At 60.1% G+C, this 14,644-nt stretch carries 12 protein-coding genes and 2 tRNA genes; 10 read left to right on the top strand and 4 right to left on the bottom strand.

The genetic code is table 11. The annotated features are described in order from the left end of the window. Positions 1-249 precede the first annotated feature (249 nt). The 4 genes from AAIS01_RS08345 (at position 250) to AAIS01_RS08330 (ending at position 4,734) form a co-directional block, all read left to right on the top strand. Positions 250-326: transfer RNA gene (locus tag AAIS01_RS08345), tRNA-Met, on the top strand. A gap of 253 nt (positions 327-579) precedes the next feature. Then, positions 580-656 (top strand) — tRNA-Met (locus tag AAIS01_RS08340). 152 nt (positions 657-808) lie between these two features. Beyond that, complete coding sequence (mprF, locus tag AAIS01_RS08335) at positions 809-3,451, top strand: bifunctional lysylphosphatidylglycerol flippase/synthetase MprF (protein WP_343468579.1); 2,643 nt, start codon at positions 809-811, stop codon at positions 3,449-3,451. Beyond that, positions 3,451-4,734 carry a virulence factor family protein gene (locus tag AAIS01_RS08330; RefSeq protein ID WP_343468578.1) on the top strand — a complete coding sequence of 428 codons (1,284 nt, stop codon included), beginning with the start codon at positions 3,451-3,453 and terminating at the stop codon, positions 4,732-4,734. The genes mprF and AAIS01_RS08330 overlap by 1 nt, the downstream gene beginning before the upstream one ends. Positions 4,735-4,962: 228 nt before the next feature. On the opposite strand, the gene AAIS01_RS08325 is transcribed toward AAIS01_RS08330, so the two are convergent. Beyond that, positions 4,963-6,804 carry a potassium transporter Kup gene (locus tag AAIS01_RS08325; RefSeq protein ID WP_431191915.1) on the bottom strand — a complete coding sequence of 614 codons (1,842 nt, stop codon included), beginning with the start codon at positions 6,802-6,804 and terminating at the stop codon, positions 4,963-4,965. Positions 6,805-7,137: 333 nt separating this feature from the next. Here AAIS01_RS08325 and rimO point away from each other — a divergent pair, with 333 nt between their 5' ends. From rimO to tsaA, 5 genes are all read left to right on the top strand, one after another. Next, complete coding sequence (gene rimO / locus AAIS01_RS08320) at positions 7,138-8,478, top strand: 30S ribosomal protein S12 methylthiotransferase RimO (RefSeq protein WP_343468576.1); 1,341 nt, start codon at positions 7,138-7,140, stop codon at positions 8,476-8,478. A gap of 234 nt (positions 8,479-8,712) precedes the next feature. Further along, positions 8,713-9,186, top strand: a complete 474-nt coding sequence (locus tag AAIS01_RS08315) for a GNAT family N-acetyltransferase (protein ID WP_343468575.1) — start codon at positions 8,713-8,715, stop codon at positions 9,184-9,186. Positions 9,187-9,259: 73 nt separating this feature from the next. Further along, positions 9,260-9,970, top strand: coding sequence for an rRNA pseudouridine synthase (locus AAIS01_RS08310; protein WP_343468574.1), 711 nt, complete (start codon positions 9,260-9,262; stop codon positions 9,968-9,970). Positions 9,971-10,033: 63 nt separating this feature from the next. Further along, complete coding sequence (locus tag AAIS01_RS08305; protein ID WP_092401030.1) at positions 10,034-10,495, top strand: YehS family protein; 462 nt, start codon at positions 10,034-10,036, stop codon at positions 10,493-10,495. 72 nt (positions 10,496-10,567) lie between these two features. Further along, positions 10,568-11,266, top strand: a complete 699-nt coding sequence (gene tsaA / locus AAIS01_RS08300) for a tRNA (N6-threonylcarbamoyladenosine(37)-N6)-methyltransferase TrmO (RefSeq protein WP_343468573.1) — start codon at positions 10,568-10,570, stop codon at positions 11,264-11,266. Positions 11,267-11,501: 235 nt separating this feature from the next. On the opposite strand, the gene fpr is transcribed toward tsaA, so the two are convergent. Continuing rightward, on the bottom strand, positions 11,502-12,281 hold the full coding sequence (fpr, locus tag AAIS01_RS08295) for a ferredoxin-NADP reductase (RefSeq protein ID WP_003184787.1): 780 nt from the start codon (positions 12,279-12,281) through the stop codon (positions 11,502-11,504). 121 nt (positions 12,282-12,402) lie between these two features. On the opposite strand from fpr, the gene AAIS01_RS08290 reads away from it, so the two are divergent. After that, positions 12,403-13,329: a LysR family transcriptional regulator gene (locus tag AAIS01_RS08290; RefSeq protein WP_047230031.1), complete on the top strand. Its 927-nt coding sequence runs from the start codon at positions 12,403-12,405 to the stop codon at positions 13,327-13,329. Between the two features lie 11 nt (positions 13,330-13,340). On the opposite strand, the gene AAIS01_RS08285 is transcribed toward AAIS01_RS08290, so the two are convergent. Both AAIS01_RS08285 and erdR read right to left on the bottom strand, forming a co-directional pair. Next, complete coding sequence (locus AAIS01_RS08285) at positions 13,341-13,703, bottom strand: diacylglycerol kinase (protein WP_343468572.1); 363 nt, start codon at positions 13,701-13,703, stop codon at positions 13,341-13,343. A gap of 70 nt (positions 13,704-13,773) precedes the next feature. Beyond that, positions 13,774-14,427: a response regulator transcription factor ErdR gene (gene erdR / locus AAIS01_RS08280; protein ID WP_305385707.1), complete on the bottom strand. Its 654-nt coding sequence runs from the start codon at positions 14,425-14,427 to the stop codon at positions 13,774-13,776. Positions 14,428-14,644 lie beyond the last annotated feature (217 nt).

Raw genomic sequence — 14,644 nt, 5'->3', positions numbered from 1 at the left:
AGTATCGCACCGACAACTGTATATAGCACCAGTAGTTGGCAATATCCTTCACGGTGACGGGAAAAAACCTACGTGAATTTATTTCTTCAATCGCAACAACGCCCCCAATAGAGCGCCAGCCCTTGCCAGGCGTGCGTCACAGCGCTGTCACAATACCCGTGACTTAGGCTAAGCAGTTGAAGCTGAACAGATTTTTCTGCCGCCAGGGTTGACACCCTGCCGATCCTCTGTAGAATGCCGCCACACAGACGCGGGATGGAGCAGTCTGGTAGCTCGTCGGGCTCATAACCCGAAGGTCGTCGGTTCAAATCCGGCTCCCGCAACCAAACATCAAAAAAGGCTACTCGAAAGAGTGGCCTTTTTTGTGGTCGCTTGTTTTGAGCAAGGGCCTGTTGAAGAGAGGCCATTCGAACAGGGCGCAAGCCTGCGGCGGCGCAATGCGCGCTATGGTTTGTAGGACAATTTTCTTTTGATTTCGCGTGCTTAGCGGGGTTGGCGACAAATTGGCCGTTTATTTGACCTCCCCACCTTTTAACGGTTGACACTCAGGCGTTCGCCTGTAGAATGCCGCCACACAGACGCGGGATGGAGCAGTCTGGTAGCTCGTCGGGCTCATAACCCGAAGGTCGTCGGTTCAAATCCGGCTCCCGCAACCAAACATCAGAAAAGGCTACTCGAAAGAGTGGCCTTTTTTGTGCCTGTCGAAAAAAGCTTTCATAACAAATATTTTGTAATTATTTTTTTCAGCAGGGATTGGTAACTGAGCGGGTTGCCCCCATCCTGTCGCGCATAGTTCAAGAGGTGATTGATGCGCGCTCACTCGTCTGCCCCAAAAGACACTGTTACTGCGGTGCAACCCATCAAGGCCGGGCGCTTGCGCTGGCTGGAGCGTATCAGCCAGTACCGTCAGCCTATCGGCCTCGCCGTCACGCTGTTGTTGTTCGCGATCGCGTTGATTGCCTGTCGTCACCTGCTGAGCGAGCTCGACCTGTACGCCCTGCACGACTCGATTGTGCAAGTGCCGCGTGCAGCCCTGCTCGGCGCCGTCGCCGCAACGGTAGTCGGATTCGTCATCTTGCTGGGCTATGAATGGTCCGCCAGCCGCTATGCCGGTGTGAAGCTGCCCGCGCAAACCCTGATCATGGGCGGATTCAGCGCTTTTGCCATCGGCAATGCCATCGGGCTCTCGTTATTGTCGGGGGGCTCGGTTCGCTACCGGTTGTATGCTCGCCATGGCCTGGGTGCGACGGATGTCGCCCACATGACCCTGTTCGCCAGCCTGTCCCTGGGCTGTGCACTGCCGCCACTGGCGGCCTTGGCAACCCTCAGTAATCTGCCCGCCGCCTCCGTCGCCCTGCACGCGCCGCCCGCATGGCTGGGGGTCATCTGCGTGGCGGTGCTCCTGCTCACCTGTGGGCTGGTCATCGGCATCTACCGTCGGCGCCTGCCAGAGCAACCCTATCGGGACAGCCTGCTGGTCAAGGCCGGTCGCCGCACCCTGCGCTTGCCGGGCCGACGCCTGACGCTTCTGCAGCTGATCATCACCGCACTGGATGTCATGGCGGCCGCCACGGTGCTCTATCTGTTATTGCCGCAAGCGCCACCCTTCGGCGCATTCCTGTTGGTGTACCTGCTGGCGTTGGCAGCCGGCGTGCTCAGTCATGTACCCGGCGGGGTCGGGGTGTTCGAGGCGATCCTGCTGGCGGCCTTTGCCGACAAACTGGGGGCCGCGCCATTGGCCGCCGCGCTGCTTTTGTATCGCTTGATCTACGTGCTGTTGCCGATGCTGGTGGCCTGTGTGCTGCTGTTGATCAATGAAGCGCAACGGCTGTTCCAGACCCGTCAGTCCCTGCGGGTTGCCTCGGGCCTGGCGGCACCGATCCTGGCGGTGCTGGTGTTCCTGTCGGGTGTGGTGCTGCTGTTTTCCGGCGTGACTCCGGAGATTGATACGCGCCTGGAGCACATTGGTTTCCTGATCCCTCATCGCCTGGTGGACGCCTCGCACTTCGGCGCCAGCCTCGTGGGCGTGCTGTGCCTGTTGCTCGCCCAGGGCCTGCGCCGTCGTTTGTCCGCCGCCTGGATGCTGACCACCGTTTTACTGTTGGTGGGCGCCCTGCTCTCACTGCTCAAGGGCTTCGATTGGGAAGAGGCCACGCTGCTGACGCTGACGGCCAGCTTGCTGGCGGTGTTTCGGCGTTCCTTCTATCGTCCGAGTCGTCTGACCGAGCTGCCATTTTCGCCGCTGTTTCTGATTGCCAGCCTGTGCGTGCTCGGCGCGTCGATCTGGCTGCTGCTGTTTGCGTACCAGGATGTGCCCTACAGCCATGAACTGTGGTGGCAATTCACCCTCGATGCCGACGCCCCACGTAGCCTGCGCTCGCTGCTGGGCGCGGCGGTGCTGCTGGTGGCGGTGTCCCTGACCTGGTTGCTGCGCACCGCGCGACCGGTGATCCAGTTGCCGGAGGCAGAAGAACTGGAGCGAGCCAAAAAGATTCTCATGGCCTCTTCCCAGCCCGACGGTGGCCTGGCCCTGACCGGTGACAAGGCACTGCTGTTTCACCCCAACGACGAAGCGTTTCTGATGTATGCCCGCCGTGGCCGCAGTCTGGTGGCGTTGTACGACCCGATCGGCCCCACCCAGCAACGCGCTGAAATGATCTGGCAGTTCCGCGACCTGTGCGATACCCATCATGCGCGTCCGGTGTTCTACCAAGTGCGCGCCGAAAACCTGCCGTATTACATGGACATCGGCCTGACGGCGATCAAGCTGGGTGAAGAAGCGCGGGTGGACCTCAAGCATTTCGATCTCGAAGCCAAGGGCAAGGAAATGAAGGACTTGCGCTACACCTGGAACCGCGGCACCCGGGACGGTCTGTCGCTGGAGATCCACGAACCAGGGCAAGCGCCGATGGATGAGCTGAAGGTCATTTCCGACGCCTGGCTGACCGGCAAGAACGTGCGGGAGAAGGGCTTTTCACTGGGTCGCTTCAGTGATGACTACCTCAAGCATTTTCGCATTGCTGTGATTCGTTTCGAGGGCCGCCCGGTGGCCTTCGCCAATCTGTTGGAAACGCACAGCCATGAATTGGCCAGCCTCGACTTGATGCGCGCCCATCCCGACGCCCCGAAACTGACCATGGAATTCATGATGGTCGGACTGATTCAGCATTACAAAGCCCACGACTATGCGCGCTTCAGCCTCGGAATGGTCCCCCTGTCGGGCCTGCAACCGCGACGCGGCGCTCCGTTGACCCAGCGTCTGGGTTCGATGGTGTTCCGCCGCGGCGAACAGCTCTACAACTTCCAGGGCCTGCGCCGCTTCAAAGATAAATTCCAGCCTGACTGGGAACCTCGTTACATGGCCGTGCCCGCCGGACTTGATCCGCTGGTCGCCCTGGCCGATACCGCCGCCCTGATTGCAGGCGGCCTGACTGGATTGGTGAAACGCTGATGATGCAACGCTCCTGGCGATACGTAGTGGCCACCCTGTTGGTGTTGGCGGTGATTCTCGGTGGCGGTTACTGGTACTGGAACCGCCCTGCCCCGCAACCGACCCTTGAACAACTGACGCCGATCGACGGTGCCCCCATGACCCGGATCATTCCCGGCACCCCGCCCCGCGCCCAGGTGCTGGTGGCGGTCAACGAAGACCAGAAACTGAGCGACACGCAATTGTTGACTCTCAGCCGCAGCGGCGCGGCGCAGATCGTCCAAGTGATCCTGCCCAAGGACTGCATGCTGCAAGGTCGTGCCCTGCAGGCCGGCCTGAAGCAGCTCCAGGGGCCGGCGACACTGGTCAGCGGTATCGGCCCCGGAGCCGTGCTGGCCTGGCGCTGGCTGGCCGAGCAGAAGAACGACAAGGCCCAGGCCGTGTCGGTCGACCTGGCCCTGGAAAAACCCGGCTGCACCCACCTGCTGCCGAAAAGCGCGGCCCACGGCCACTGGCTGGTGGCCTGGAATGACAACCCTGACGACACCAGCGCCGCTTTCGTACGGGATCAACCAAACGCTGAAACCAGCATCAGTAATTACGACATCAACCTGCCACAAGTGCTGAACAACGAACTGCACAAGATCCTGGTGGGCACAGACAAGGGCGGCCTGAGCATTCCCGTGGTGGAAGTGCCCGCCAGCCAGGCCCGGGACACCGTGACGCTGTTTCTCTCCGGAGACGGCGGCTGGCGGGACCTGGACCGGGACGTGGCCGAAGAAATGGCCAAGATCGGTTACCCAGTCGTCGGCATCGACACCCTGCGCTACTACTGGCAGCACAAGAGCCCGGAACAAAGCGCCCAGGACCTCACCGAACTGATGCAGCACTACCGCCAGGTCTGGGGCACCAAGCGCTTCATCCTGACCGGTTATTCCTTTGGCGCCGACGTGCTGCCCGCCATTTACAATCGCCTGCCGGCCAGCGAGCAGCAAGGGGTCGACGCAATCATCCTGCTGGCCTTCGCACGCACCGGCAGCTTCGAGATCGAAGTCGAAGGCTGGCTCGGCAACGCCGGCACCGAAGCCGCCACCGGCCCGGAAATGGCCAAGCTGCCCGCCGACAAAGTGGTGTGCATCTATGGCGTAGAAGAAGCGGCTGAGAGTGGCTGCACCGACAAGACGGCCGTGGGCGAAGCCATCCAGCTACCTGGCGGCCATCATTTCGACGAGAACTACCCGGCACTGGCCAAGCGTTTGGTGGACGAAATCAATAAGCGCCAGCACAAGAGTGCCGAACAGTGAGCTGAGGCTGGTTTTTTGTGAACGCTGCGAACCTAATGTGGCGAGGGGATTTATCCCCGTTGGGTTGCGAAGCAACCCTCTGGATTTTCCTGGGTTCATGACCTGTGCGAGTGCTTCGCACTTGAGCGGAGATAAATCCCCTCGCCACAGGTTGTTGTCCACACGCATCCACGCCTCCCCCCAAAAAAGCCCCCGCTGCCACCAGGCGACGGGGGCTTTTTGTTTGGGCTACATCTCCACCTGGGTCCCCAGCTCTATCACCCGGTTCAGCGGCAAATTGAAAAAACGCAAATTGCCGTTGGCGTTTTTCAGCATGAAGGCGAACAACACTTCGCGCCAACGGGCCATGCCTTCGAGCTTGGACGCGATGACCGTCTCGCGACTGAGGAAGTACGTGGTGCGCATCGGGCTGAAGTCCAGCTCATCCAAATGACACAGCCTGAGCGCCTCAGGCACGTCCGGCTCGTCGGTGAAACCGAAGTGCAGGATCACCCGGAAGAAACCTTCGCCGTAGGCATCCACCTCGAAGCGCCGTTGTGGCGGCACCCTGGGGATGTCTTCGTACACCACCGTCAGCAGCACCACTTGCGCGTGCAGCACCTGGTTGTGCAGCAGGTTATGAAGCAGCGCGTGAGGCACGGCATCCGGGCGGGCGGTGAGAAAAACCGCCGTTCCCTTGACCCGATGGGGAGGCTCTATACGAATGCTGTTGATAAAGACCGGTAGCGGCAGAGCGCCTTCATCCAACCGATCCACCAGCAGTTCCTTGCCGCGCTTCCATGTGGTCATCAGCATGAACAACACGATCCCCGCCAAGACTGGAAATGCGCCGCCCTGCAGGATTTTCGGGACATTGGCGGCAAAGAACAGGCCGTCCACCAATAGAAAACCGAGCAGCAACGGCACCGTCAGCAGAGGTGGCCATTTCCACAGCAACAATGCCACCGCCGACACCAGGATGCTGGTGATCAGCATGGTCCCGGTCACCGCCACACCATAGGCAGAGGCCAACGCGCCAGACGACTCGAAGCCAAGCACCAGCAGGATCACACCCACCATCAACGCCCAGTTCACCGCGCCAATGTAGACCTGCCCTTGCTCGGCGCTGGAGGTGTGCTGGATGTACATACGCGGGATATAACCGAGCTGGATGGCTTGGCGGGTGAGGGAAAACGCGCCGGAAATCACCGCTTGGGAGGCGATCACGGTGGCAAGGGTCGAGAGCACCACCAGCGGCACCAGCGCCCAGCCTGGGGCCAGCAGATAAAACGGGTTGCGAGCGGCCTCCGGGTTCTCCAACAGCAAAGCGCCCTGACCGAAATAGTTGAGCACCAGACCTGGCAATACCAGAGCGAACCAGGCCCGGGCAATCGGTTTGCGGCCAAAATGGCCCATATCCGCATACAAGGCTTCGGCGCCGGTCAAGGCCAGTACCACGGCCCCCAGGATCGCAACGCCAACCCCCGGATGCACCATGAAAAAGCGTACGCCCCAGGCCGGGTTCAACGCCTCGAGCACCTGCGGATGCTGGAGGATGCCATGAATGCCCAGGCCGCCAAGGACCACGAACCACAGCACCATGACCGGCCCGAACAATTTACCGATCCGATCGGTCCCGTGTTTCTGGATCAGGAAAAGCGCCACCAGAATCACCAGCGCCATCGGCACAACCCAGTGATCCAGCCCATCAAAGGCCACTTCCAGACCCTCCACGGCCGACAACACGGAAATGGCCGGGGTGATCATGCTGTCACCGTAAAACAACGAGGCGCCGATCAGCCCGAGAATCACCAGCACCGAACGCAACCGGGGATAAGGGGCGGACGCCCGCCGGGCCAGCGCGGTCAACGACATGATGCCGCCTTCGCCCTGGTTATCGGCGCGCAGGATAAACAGCACGTATTTGATCGAGACGACCCAGATCAGCGACCAGAAGATCAGCGCCAGAATCCCGAACACGCCGTCATGATTGACCGGCACACCGTATTGACCGGAAAACACTTCCTTGATGGTGTACAAGGGACTGGTGCCGATGTCGCCATAGACCACTCCCGCAGCGGCCACCAACATTCCGACGGGCTTGGCCGCTGCATGCCCTGCCCCCGACACCTGACTCTCTGCCTGCCCCATCCAACACTCCCACTACCTGATCCACGTTGCTGGAAAGAAGCACTCTGATTGACCTTGCGTCGACGCCACCTTACTTCTTGTTACAGACGAATAATTGACTGTAGCGATTCAGTTGAGCTTGACGGCGCGAAGCATAGCGCAGCACTCGTCGTTTTTCCCCGTATAAAGCTGGTCAAGCGCTTCATGCACCGCTAGAATTGCGCACTTTTTGATCAGAGGCGCGTCAAGCGTCCTGTCTCCACAGAGACGATCTCCCCTACACCGAGGTTAGACATGTCCACCACTACCGCGCCGGCCAACCCCAAGGTTGGCTTCGTATCCCTGGGTTGCCCGAAGGCTCTGGTCGACTCCGAGCGCATCCTGACCCAGTTGCGCATGGAAGGTTATGACGTCGTATCCACGTATCAGGACGCCGACGTGGTAGTGGTCAACACCTGCGGCTTCATCGATTCGGCCAAGGCCGAGTCCCTGGAAGTGATCGGCGAAGCCATCAAGGAAAACGGCAAGGTCATCGTCACCGGCTGCATGGGTGTGGAAGAAGGCAATATCCGCGACGTGCACCCCAGCGTGCTGGCCGTGACCGGTCCGCAGCAGTACGAGCAGGTCGTCAATGCCGTACACGACGTGGTGCCGCCCCGACAGGACCACAACCCGCTGATCGACCTGGTGCCGCCACAAGGCATCAAGCTGACCCCGCGCCACTACGCTTACCTGAAGATTTCCGAAGGCTGCAACCACAGCTGCAGCTTCTGCATCATTCCGTCGATGCGCGGCAAACTGGTGAGCCGCCCGGTGGGTGATGTACTCGACGAGGCCCAGCGCCTGGTCAAGGCTGGCGTCAAGGAGTTGCTGGTCATCTCCCAGGACACCAGCGCCTATGGCGTCGACGTGAAATACCGCACCGGCTTCTGGAACGGCGCGCCGGTGAAGACCCGCATGACCGAACTGTGCGAAGCCCTCAGCACCCTCGGTGTGTGGGTCCGCCTGCATTACGTTTACCCGTATCCGCATGTCGACGAACTGATCCCGCTGATGGCCGCCGGCAAGATCCTGCCGTACCTGGACATCCCGTTCCAGCACGCCAGCCCGAAAGTCCTCAAGGCCATGAAGCGCCCAGCTTTCGAAGACAAGACCCTGGCCCGTATCAAGAACTGGCGCCAGATCTGCCCGGACCTGATCATCCGCTCGACCTTCATCGTCGGCTTCCCCGGCGAAACCGAGGAAGATTTCCAGTACTTGCTCAATTGGCTGACCGAAGCCCAACTCGACCGCGTCGGTTGCTTCCAGTATTCGCCCGTCGAAGGCGCCCCCGCCAACGACCTGGACCTGGACGTGGTGCCCGACGAAGTTAAACAGGACCGCTGGGAGCGCTTCATGGCGCACCAGCAGGCCATCAGCTCGGCGCGCCTGCAAATGCGCATCGGCCGTGAAATCGAAGTGCTGGTGGATGAAGTTGACGAGCAAGGCGCCGTCGGCCGCTGCTTCTTCGACGCCCCGGAAATCGATGGCAACGTCTTCATCGACAACGGCAGCAACCTCAAGCCGGGCGACAAGGTCTGGTGCAAGGTGACCGACGCCGACGAGTACGATCTGTGGGCTGAACAGATCGGCTGATCTGCCGCATTTTTAAGGGCACAGCAATACCTGTGGGAGCCGAGCTTGCTCGCGATGACGGTGGAGCAGTCAGCATTAATGTTGGCTGACAGGACGCTATCACGAGCAAGCTCGGCTCCCACACGTTCTAGCGCTGCGAAAAATAAACAAACCCTGCTCTTGCGACAAGATGCGGGGCTTTTTTACGGCTATCGTATGGAGAAACCAAGGCATCAGCACAAGGAGCAGGCGGGCATGCGTCAGCATTCGGTCATCCATACACCCAAACCCAGCGACTACCAGGAACTGACCCGGGTCTGGGAGGCCTCGGTACGTGCCACCCACGATTTTCTGCCGGACAGCTACATCGAACTGTTGAAGAACCTGGTGCTCACCCGTTATCTGGACGCAGTCATGCTCATCTGCACCCGGGACGCTCGCCAACGCATTACCGGTTTCGCCGGTGTCGCGGCCGGCAAGATCGAGATGCTTTTCATCGACCCGCAACACCGTGGCCAAGGCCTTGGCAAACAGCTATTGCGTTATGCCATGGAGCACATGAACGCCGATCAACTGGATGTCAACGAACAGAACCCGCAAGCCCTGGGCTTTTACCTCAAGCAAGGCTTCGAAGTGGTGGGCCGTTCGGCAAAGGACGGCATGAACCAGCCGTACCCGCTGCTGCATATGCGCTACAAACAGCCCGACCTGAAGGCCCAACGCGGCTAAAAGGCAAATGGACCCGCGATTAACCGGCGCCAGGCAGGTACAATGCCCACCCTCTTTTTGTTACGGCCCTGTCATGACTGACCCGATTCGTCTCTCCAAACGCCTCATCGAACTCGTCGGCTGTTCCCGTCGGGAGGCTGAGTTGTTCATCGAGGGCGGCTGGGTCACCGTGGACGGCGAAGTGATCGACGAGCCGCAGTTCAAGGTCACCACCCAGAACGTCGAACTCGCCCCAGAGGCCAAGGCCACCGCGCCAGAGCCGGTCACCCTGCTGTTGAACGCCCCGGCGGGCATGGATGCGGACACGGCGATGGCCTCCCTTGGGCCACAGACCCTGAGCGAAGAACACCGCTTCGGCAAGCGCCCCCTCAAAGGCCACTTTCTGCGCCTGACCGCCAGCGCCGACCTGCAGGCCAACGCCAGTGGGTTGCTGGTGTTCACCCAGGACTGGAAGATTCTGCGCAAGCTCACCGCCGACGCCGCCAAGATCGAGCAGGAATACGTGGTGGAAGTCGAAGGCGAAATGGTCGCCCATGGCCTCAATCGCCTGAACCATGGCTTGACCTACAAAGGCAAGGAGTTGCCGGCGGTCAAAGCCAGTTGGCAGAACGAGAACCGCTTGCGCTTTGCCATGAAGAACCCGCAACCGGGGGTGATCGCACTGTTTTGCCAGGCGGTCGGCCTCAAGGTGGTGGCCATTCGGCGCATCCGCATCGGCGGCGTGTCCATCGGTAAGGTGCCCCTGGGCCAGTGGCGTTACCTGTCCACCAAAGAGAAGTTCTAGTTTCTTTTTTCCGGCGCCGCACCGAGCTGCGGCGCCCACTGCCGATTGATCAGGATTGCACACATGGTTCACAACGACGTACTTCGCAGCGTGCGCTACATGCTCGACATCAGCGACAAGAAAGTCATCGAGATCATCAAGCTGGGCGGCCTGGAAGTGCCCATGGCGGATCTGGTGGGTTACCTCAAGAAAGACGAGGAAGAAGGCTTCGTGTTCTGCCCTGACGAAGTCATGGCGCATTTTCTCGACGGCCTGGTGATCTTCAAGCGCGGCAAGGACGAAAGCCGTCCGCCGCAGCCGATCGAAGTGCCGGTCACCAACAACATCATCCTCAAGAAGCTGCGAGTGGCCTTCGAACTGAAGGAAGACGACATGCACGCCATCCTCAAGGCCGCCGAGTTCCCGGTGTCCAAACCGGAACTGAGCGCCTTGTTCCGCAAGTTCGGCCACACCAACTACCGCCCGTGCGGCGACCAGTTGCTGCGCAACTTCCTCAAGGGCCTGACGCTGCGCGTCAGAGCATAAACAGCAGCCATAGGCTTCAAGCGACAAGTTCAAGGCTTGCAGCTTGTCGCTTGCAACTTGAAGCTTTTTCAAATGCCCTACAACGTCTCCCCCATCGGCTTCGTCCGCTCCTGCTTCAAGGAGAAGTTCGCCATTCCCCGCCAACCGCAACTGGCCCCGGCCGCGCGCGGTGTGCTGGAGTTGGTGGCGCCATTCGATCAAGGCGATGCCGTGCAGGGCCTGGAGCAGGTCAGCCATGTCTGGCTGCTGTTCCTGTTCCACCAGGCCCTGGGAGACAAGCCACGGCTGAAGGTGCGCCCGCCGCGTCTGGGCGGCAACACGTCCATGGGGGTCTTCGCCACTCGCGCCACCCATCGCCCCAACGGCATAGGCCAGTCGGTGGTGAAACTGGAGCGGGTCGAAGCCGGGCGCCTGTGGATCTCGGGCATCGACCTGCTGGACGGCACCCCGGTGCTGGATATCAAACCCTACGTGCCCTACGCGGACATCATCGGCTCGGCGCACAACAACATCGCCAGCGCAGCGCCTGAGCTGATTGCGGTGCGATGGGCCAGCTCTGCCCTGCATCAGGCCCGCGACCACGCCAAGCGCCTGGAAGAACCCCTGGTGGAGCTGATCGAACAGTGCCTGGCCCAAGACCCACGTCCGGCGTACCAGATTCCTGCGCCCGACCGGAAGTATGGTGCGCAGTTCTGGGATGTGGACGTGCGTTGGCATTATCCGCAGTCGGGGGTGATCAAGGTGCTGGAAGTGATTGCGGCGAAATCGTAACCGCCAGAAACGAAAAAGCCCGCGCTACCTTCCTCAGGTAGCGCGGGCTTCTTTGTGGGGCCACTGTTGGACCGAGTCGCCTTCTTCGCGAGCAAGCCCGCTCCCACACTGGATTCCTGGTGAACACAAGATTCGCGTTCACTAGGATCCAATGTGTGGGGCTTGCTCGCGAAAGCGGTCCAACATTCAACGACTATGTCGGCTGACACCCCACTCCACACTTATCCAAACAGGCTTACTTCTCTACAAACGCCCGCTCGATCAGGTAATCACCCGGCTCACGCATGCGCGGCGAAACGGTCAGGCCGAAGCTGTTGAGCACTTCGCTGGTCTCGTCGAGCATGCTCGGGCTGCCGCACAGCATGGCACGGTCGTCCTGCGGGTTGATCGGCGGCAGGCCGATGTCGCGGAACAGCTTGCCGCTGCGCATCAGGTCGGTCAGGCGACCTTCGTTCTCGAACGGCTCGCGAGTCACGGTCGGGTAGTAGATCAGCTTGTCACGCAGGGCTTCGCCGAAAAACTCGTTCTGCGGCAGGTGCTCAGTGATGAACTCGCGGTAGGCGACTTCATTGACGTAACGCACGCCGTGGCACAGGATCACTTTTTCGAAACGCTCGTAGGTTTCCGGATCCTGGATCACGCTCATGAATGGCGCCAGGCCGGTGCCGGTGCTGAGCAGGTACAAATGCTTGCCCGGCTTGAGATCGTCCAGCACCAGGGTGCCGGTGGGCTTCTTGCTGATGATGATCTCGTCGCCTTCCTTCAGATGCTGCAACTGGGAAGTCAGCGGACCGTCAGGCACCTTGATGCTGAAAAATTCGAGATGCTCTTCCCAGTTCGGACTGGCGATCGAGTAAGCGCGCATAAGCGGGCGGCCGTTGGGCTGCTGCAGGCCGATCATCACGAACTGACCGTTCTCGAAGCGCAGGCCCGGATCACGGGTGCACTTGAAGCTGAACAGAGTGTCGTTCCAGTGATGAACACTGAGGACACGCTCGTGGTTCATGTTGCTCATGTACGGGGACTCCTGGGAATGATGCCTGCGTCGTTAATTTGCGCAATTGCATCGCATTCTAATGGCGGCGACAATATCTGTTAAATGAATTATCAAGATAAGGGTTATCGGTTATATAGATATGCGATTTACTCTCCGTCAACTTCAAGTCTTCGTCGCCGTCGCCCAGCAAGAAAGCGTGTCCCGTGCTGCGGGCCTGCTCAATCTTTCGCAGTCGGCGGCCAGCACCTCCATCACCGAACTGGAGCGCCAGTCCAGCTGCCAATTGTTCGACCGCGCCGGCAAACGCCTGAGTCTCAACGCCTTGGGCAAACAACTGCTGCCCCAGGCGGTGGCACTGCTGGACCAGTCCAAGGAGATCGAAGACCTGCTCAACGGCAAGTCCGGTTTCGGCTCACTGGCGGTCGGCGCGACGCTGACTATCGGCAATTACCTGGCGACCTTGCTGATCGGCAGCTTCATGCAGCGTCATCCGGAAAGCCAGGTGAAGCTGCACGTGCAAAACACTGCCAATATCGTGCACCAGGTTGCCCACTATGAAATTGATCTGGGTCTAATCGAAGGCGACTGCAGCCATCCGGACATCGAGGTCCAGAGCTGGGTCGAGGATGAGCTGGTGGTGTTTTGCGCCCCTCAACATCCGCTGGCCAAACGTGGCCAGGCGACCATGGAGGAACTGACCCATGAAGCGTGGATTCTGCGGGAACAGGGCTCCGGCACCCGCCTGACCTTTGACCAGGCCATGCGTCACCATCGCAGTGCGCTGAACGTGCGTCTGGAACTGGAACACACCGAAGCCATCAAGCGGGCCGTGGAATCAGGCCTGGGGATTGGCTGCATCTCACGCCTGGCCCTGCGCGACGCCTTCCGGCGCGGCAGCCTCGTCGCCGTGGAAACCCCGGACATGGACCTGGCCCGGCAGTTTTATTTCATCTGGCATAAACAAAAATACCAGACATCGGCCATGCGCGAGTTCCTTGAACTGTGCCGGGCGTTCACCGCCGGCGTGCAGCGCAGCGACGAAATCGTCTTGCCCCCCATTGCCTGAGCGCCGGGGCACTAGAGCAAAATCAGGCCCCACACCAAGGCAATCATCGTCAACGCAACGAACTGAGCGGCACTACCCATGTCCTTGGCATTTTTCGACAACGGGTGCTGCTCCAGGGAAATGCGGTCAATGGCCGCCTCCACTGCCGAGTTGAGCAACTCCACAATCAACGCCAGCAGGCAGACCGCAATCAGCAGCGCCTGTTCGACACGGCTGACATTGAGGAAGAACGACAACGGAATCAGGACGACGTTGACCAGAACCAACTGACGAAACGCGGCTTCACCGACAAAAGCCGCGCGCAGGCCATCCAGAGAATAGCCGGAGGCGTTGAGGATGCGTTTCAGGCCGGTTTGGCCTTTAAAAGGCGACATAAGTGGGCAACTGATCAAAAAGGGGTGGAGAAGCTAATTCAAACCCGGTCAAAAAAACGTGAACAAGACGCTACGATTGCGGTGAAATGGACTCAAGTTGCTGCAGCAGCAAGGCCGCCTGGGTCCGGGTGCGTACATTCAGTTTACGAAAGATTGCAGTGACATGGGCTTTGATGGTGGCTTCGGACACGCTCAACTCGTAGGCAATCTGCTTGTTCAGCAGACCTTCACACACCATGGTCAACACACGGAACTGCTGCGGGGTGAGGCTGGCCAGCCCTTCGCTGGCGGCCTTGGCTTCGTCGGACACGCTCACGGCTTCGAATGCCTGGGGAGGCCAGGACACATCGCCATCCAGAACCGCCTTCACGGCGACCTGAATCATCTCAAGGGAACTGGATTTAGGAATGAAACCACTGGCCCCGAACTCCCGGGCCTTGACCATCACCGAAGCTTCTTCCTGTGCCGAGACCATCACCACGGGAATTTGTGGGTATTGGCCGCGTAGCAGCACCAGCCCGGAAAAACCATAGGCGCCGGGCATATTCAGATCCAGCAGGACAAGATCCCAATCGGCCTTTTCAGTCAGCCGGGCCTCCAGTTCCGCAATACTGGCCACCTCCGTGAGTCGGACATCGGGACCGAGCCCCATGGTCACTGCCTGATGTAACGCGCTGCGAAAGAGTGGATGGTCATCGGCTATCAGGATTTCGTATGTGGCCATTGTTCAAATGATCCTGTTTTTAATGGCAAGCCCGATGCACTCAGCCTCGCCCAAGCAACTCAAGACACCGACATGCAGCGGCATCAAAGGGGTACGTTCAACGCCAACACGTAATAACCCGGCGTTTCAAACCTTGGCCGTACCCTAATCGGCGCCAAGCATGCCCAGCGAAACCGGGGTGGTCAAGCAGCACGGCCGCTACCGTGTTGAGTATGCG

This window comes from Pseudomonas halotolerans (genome assembly GCF_039581215.1).
GTDB classification, from domain to species: domain Bacteria; phylum Pseudomonadota; class Gammaproteobacteria; order Pseudomonadales; family Pseudomonadaceae; genus Aquipseudomonas; species Aquipseudomonas tehranensis.
Note: the sequence above shows the minus strand (reverse complement) of the source record. Positions and strands in the feature narration are given on the sequence as shown.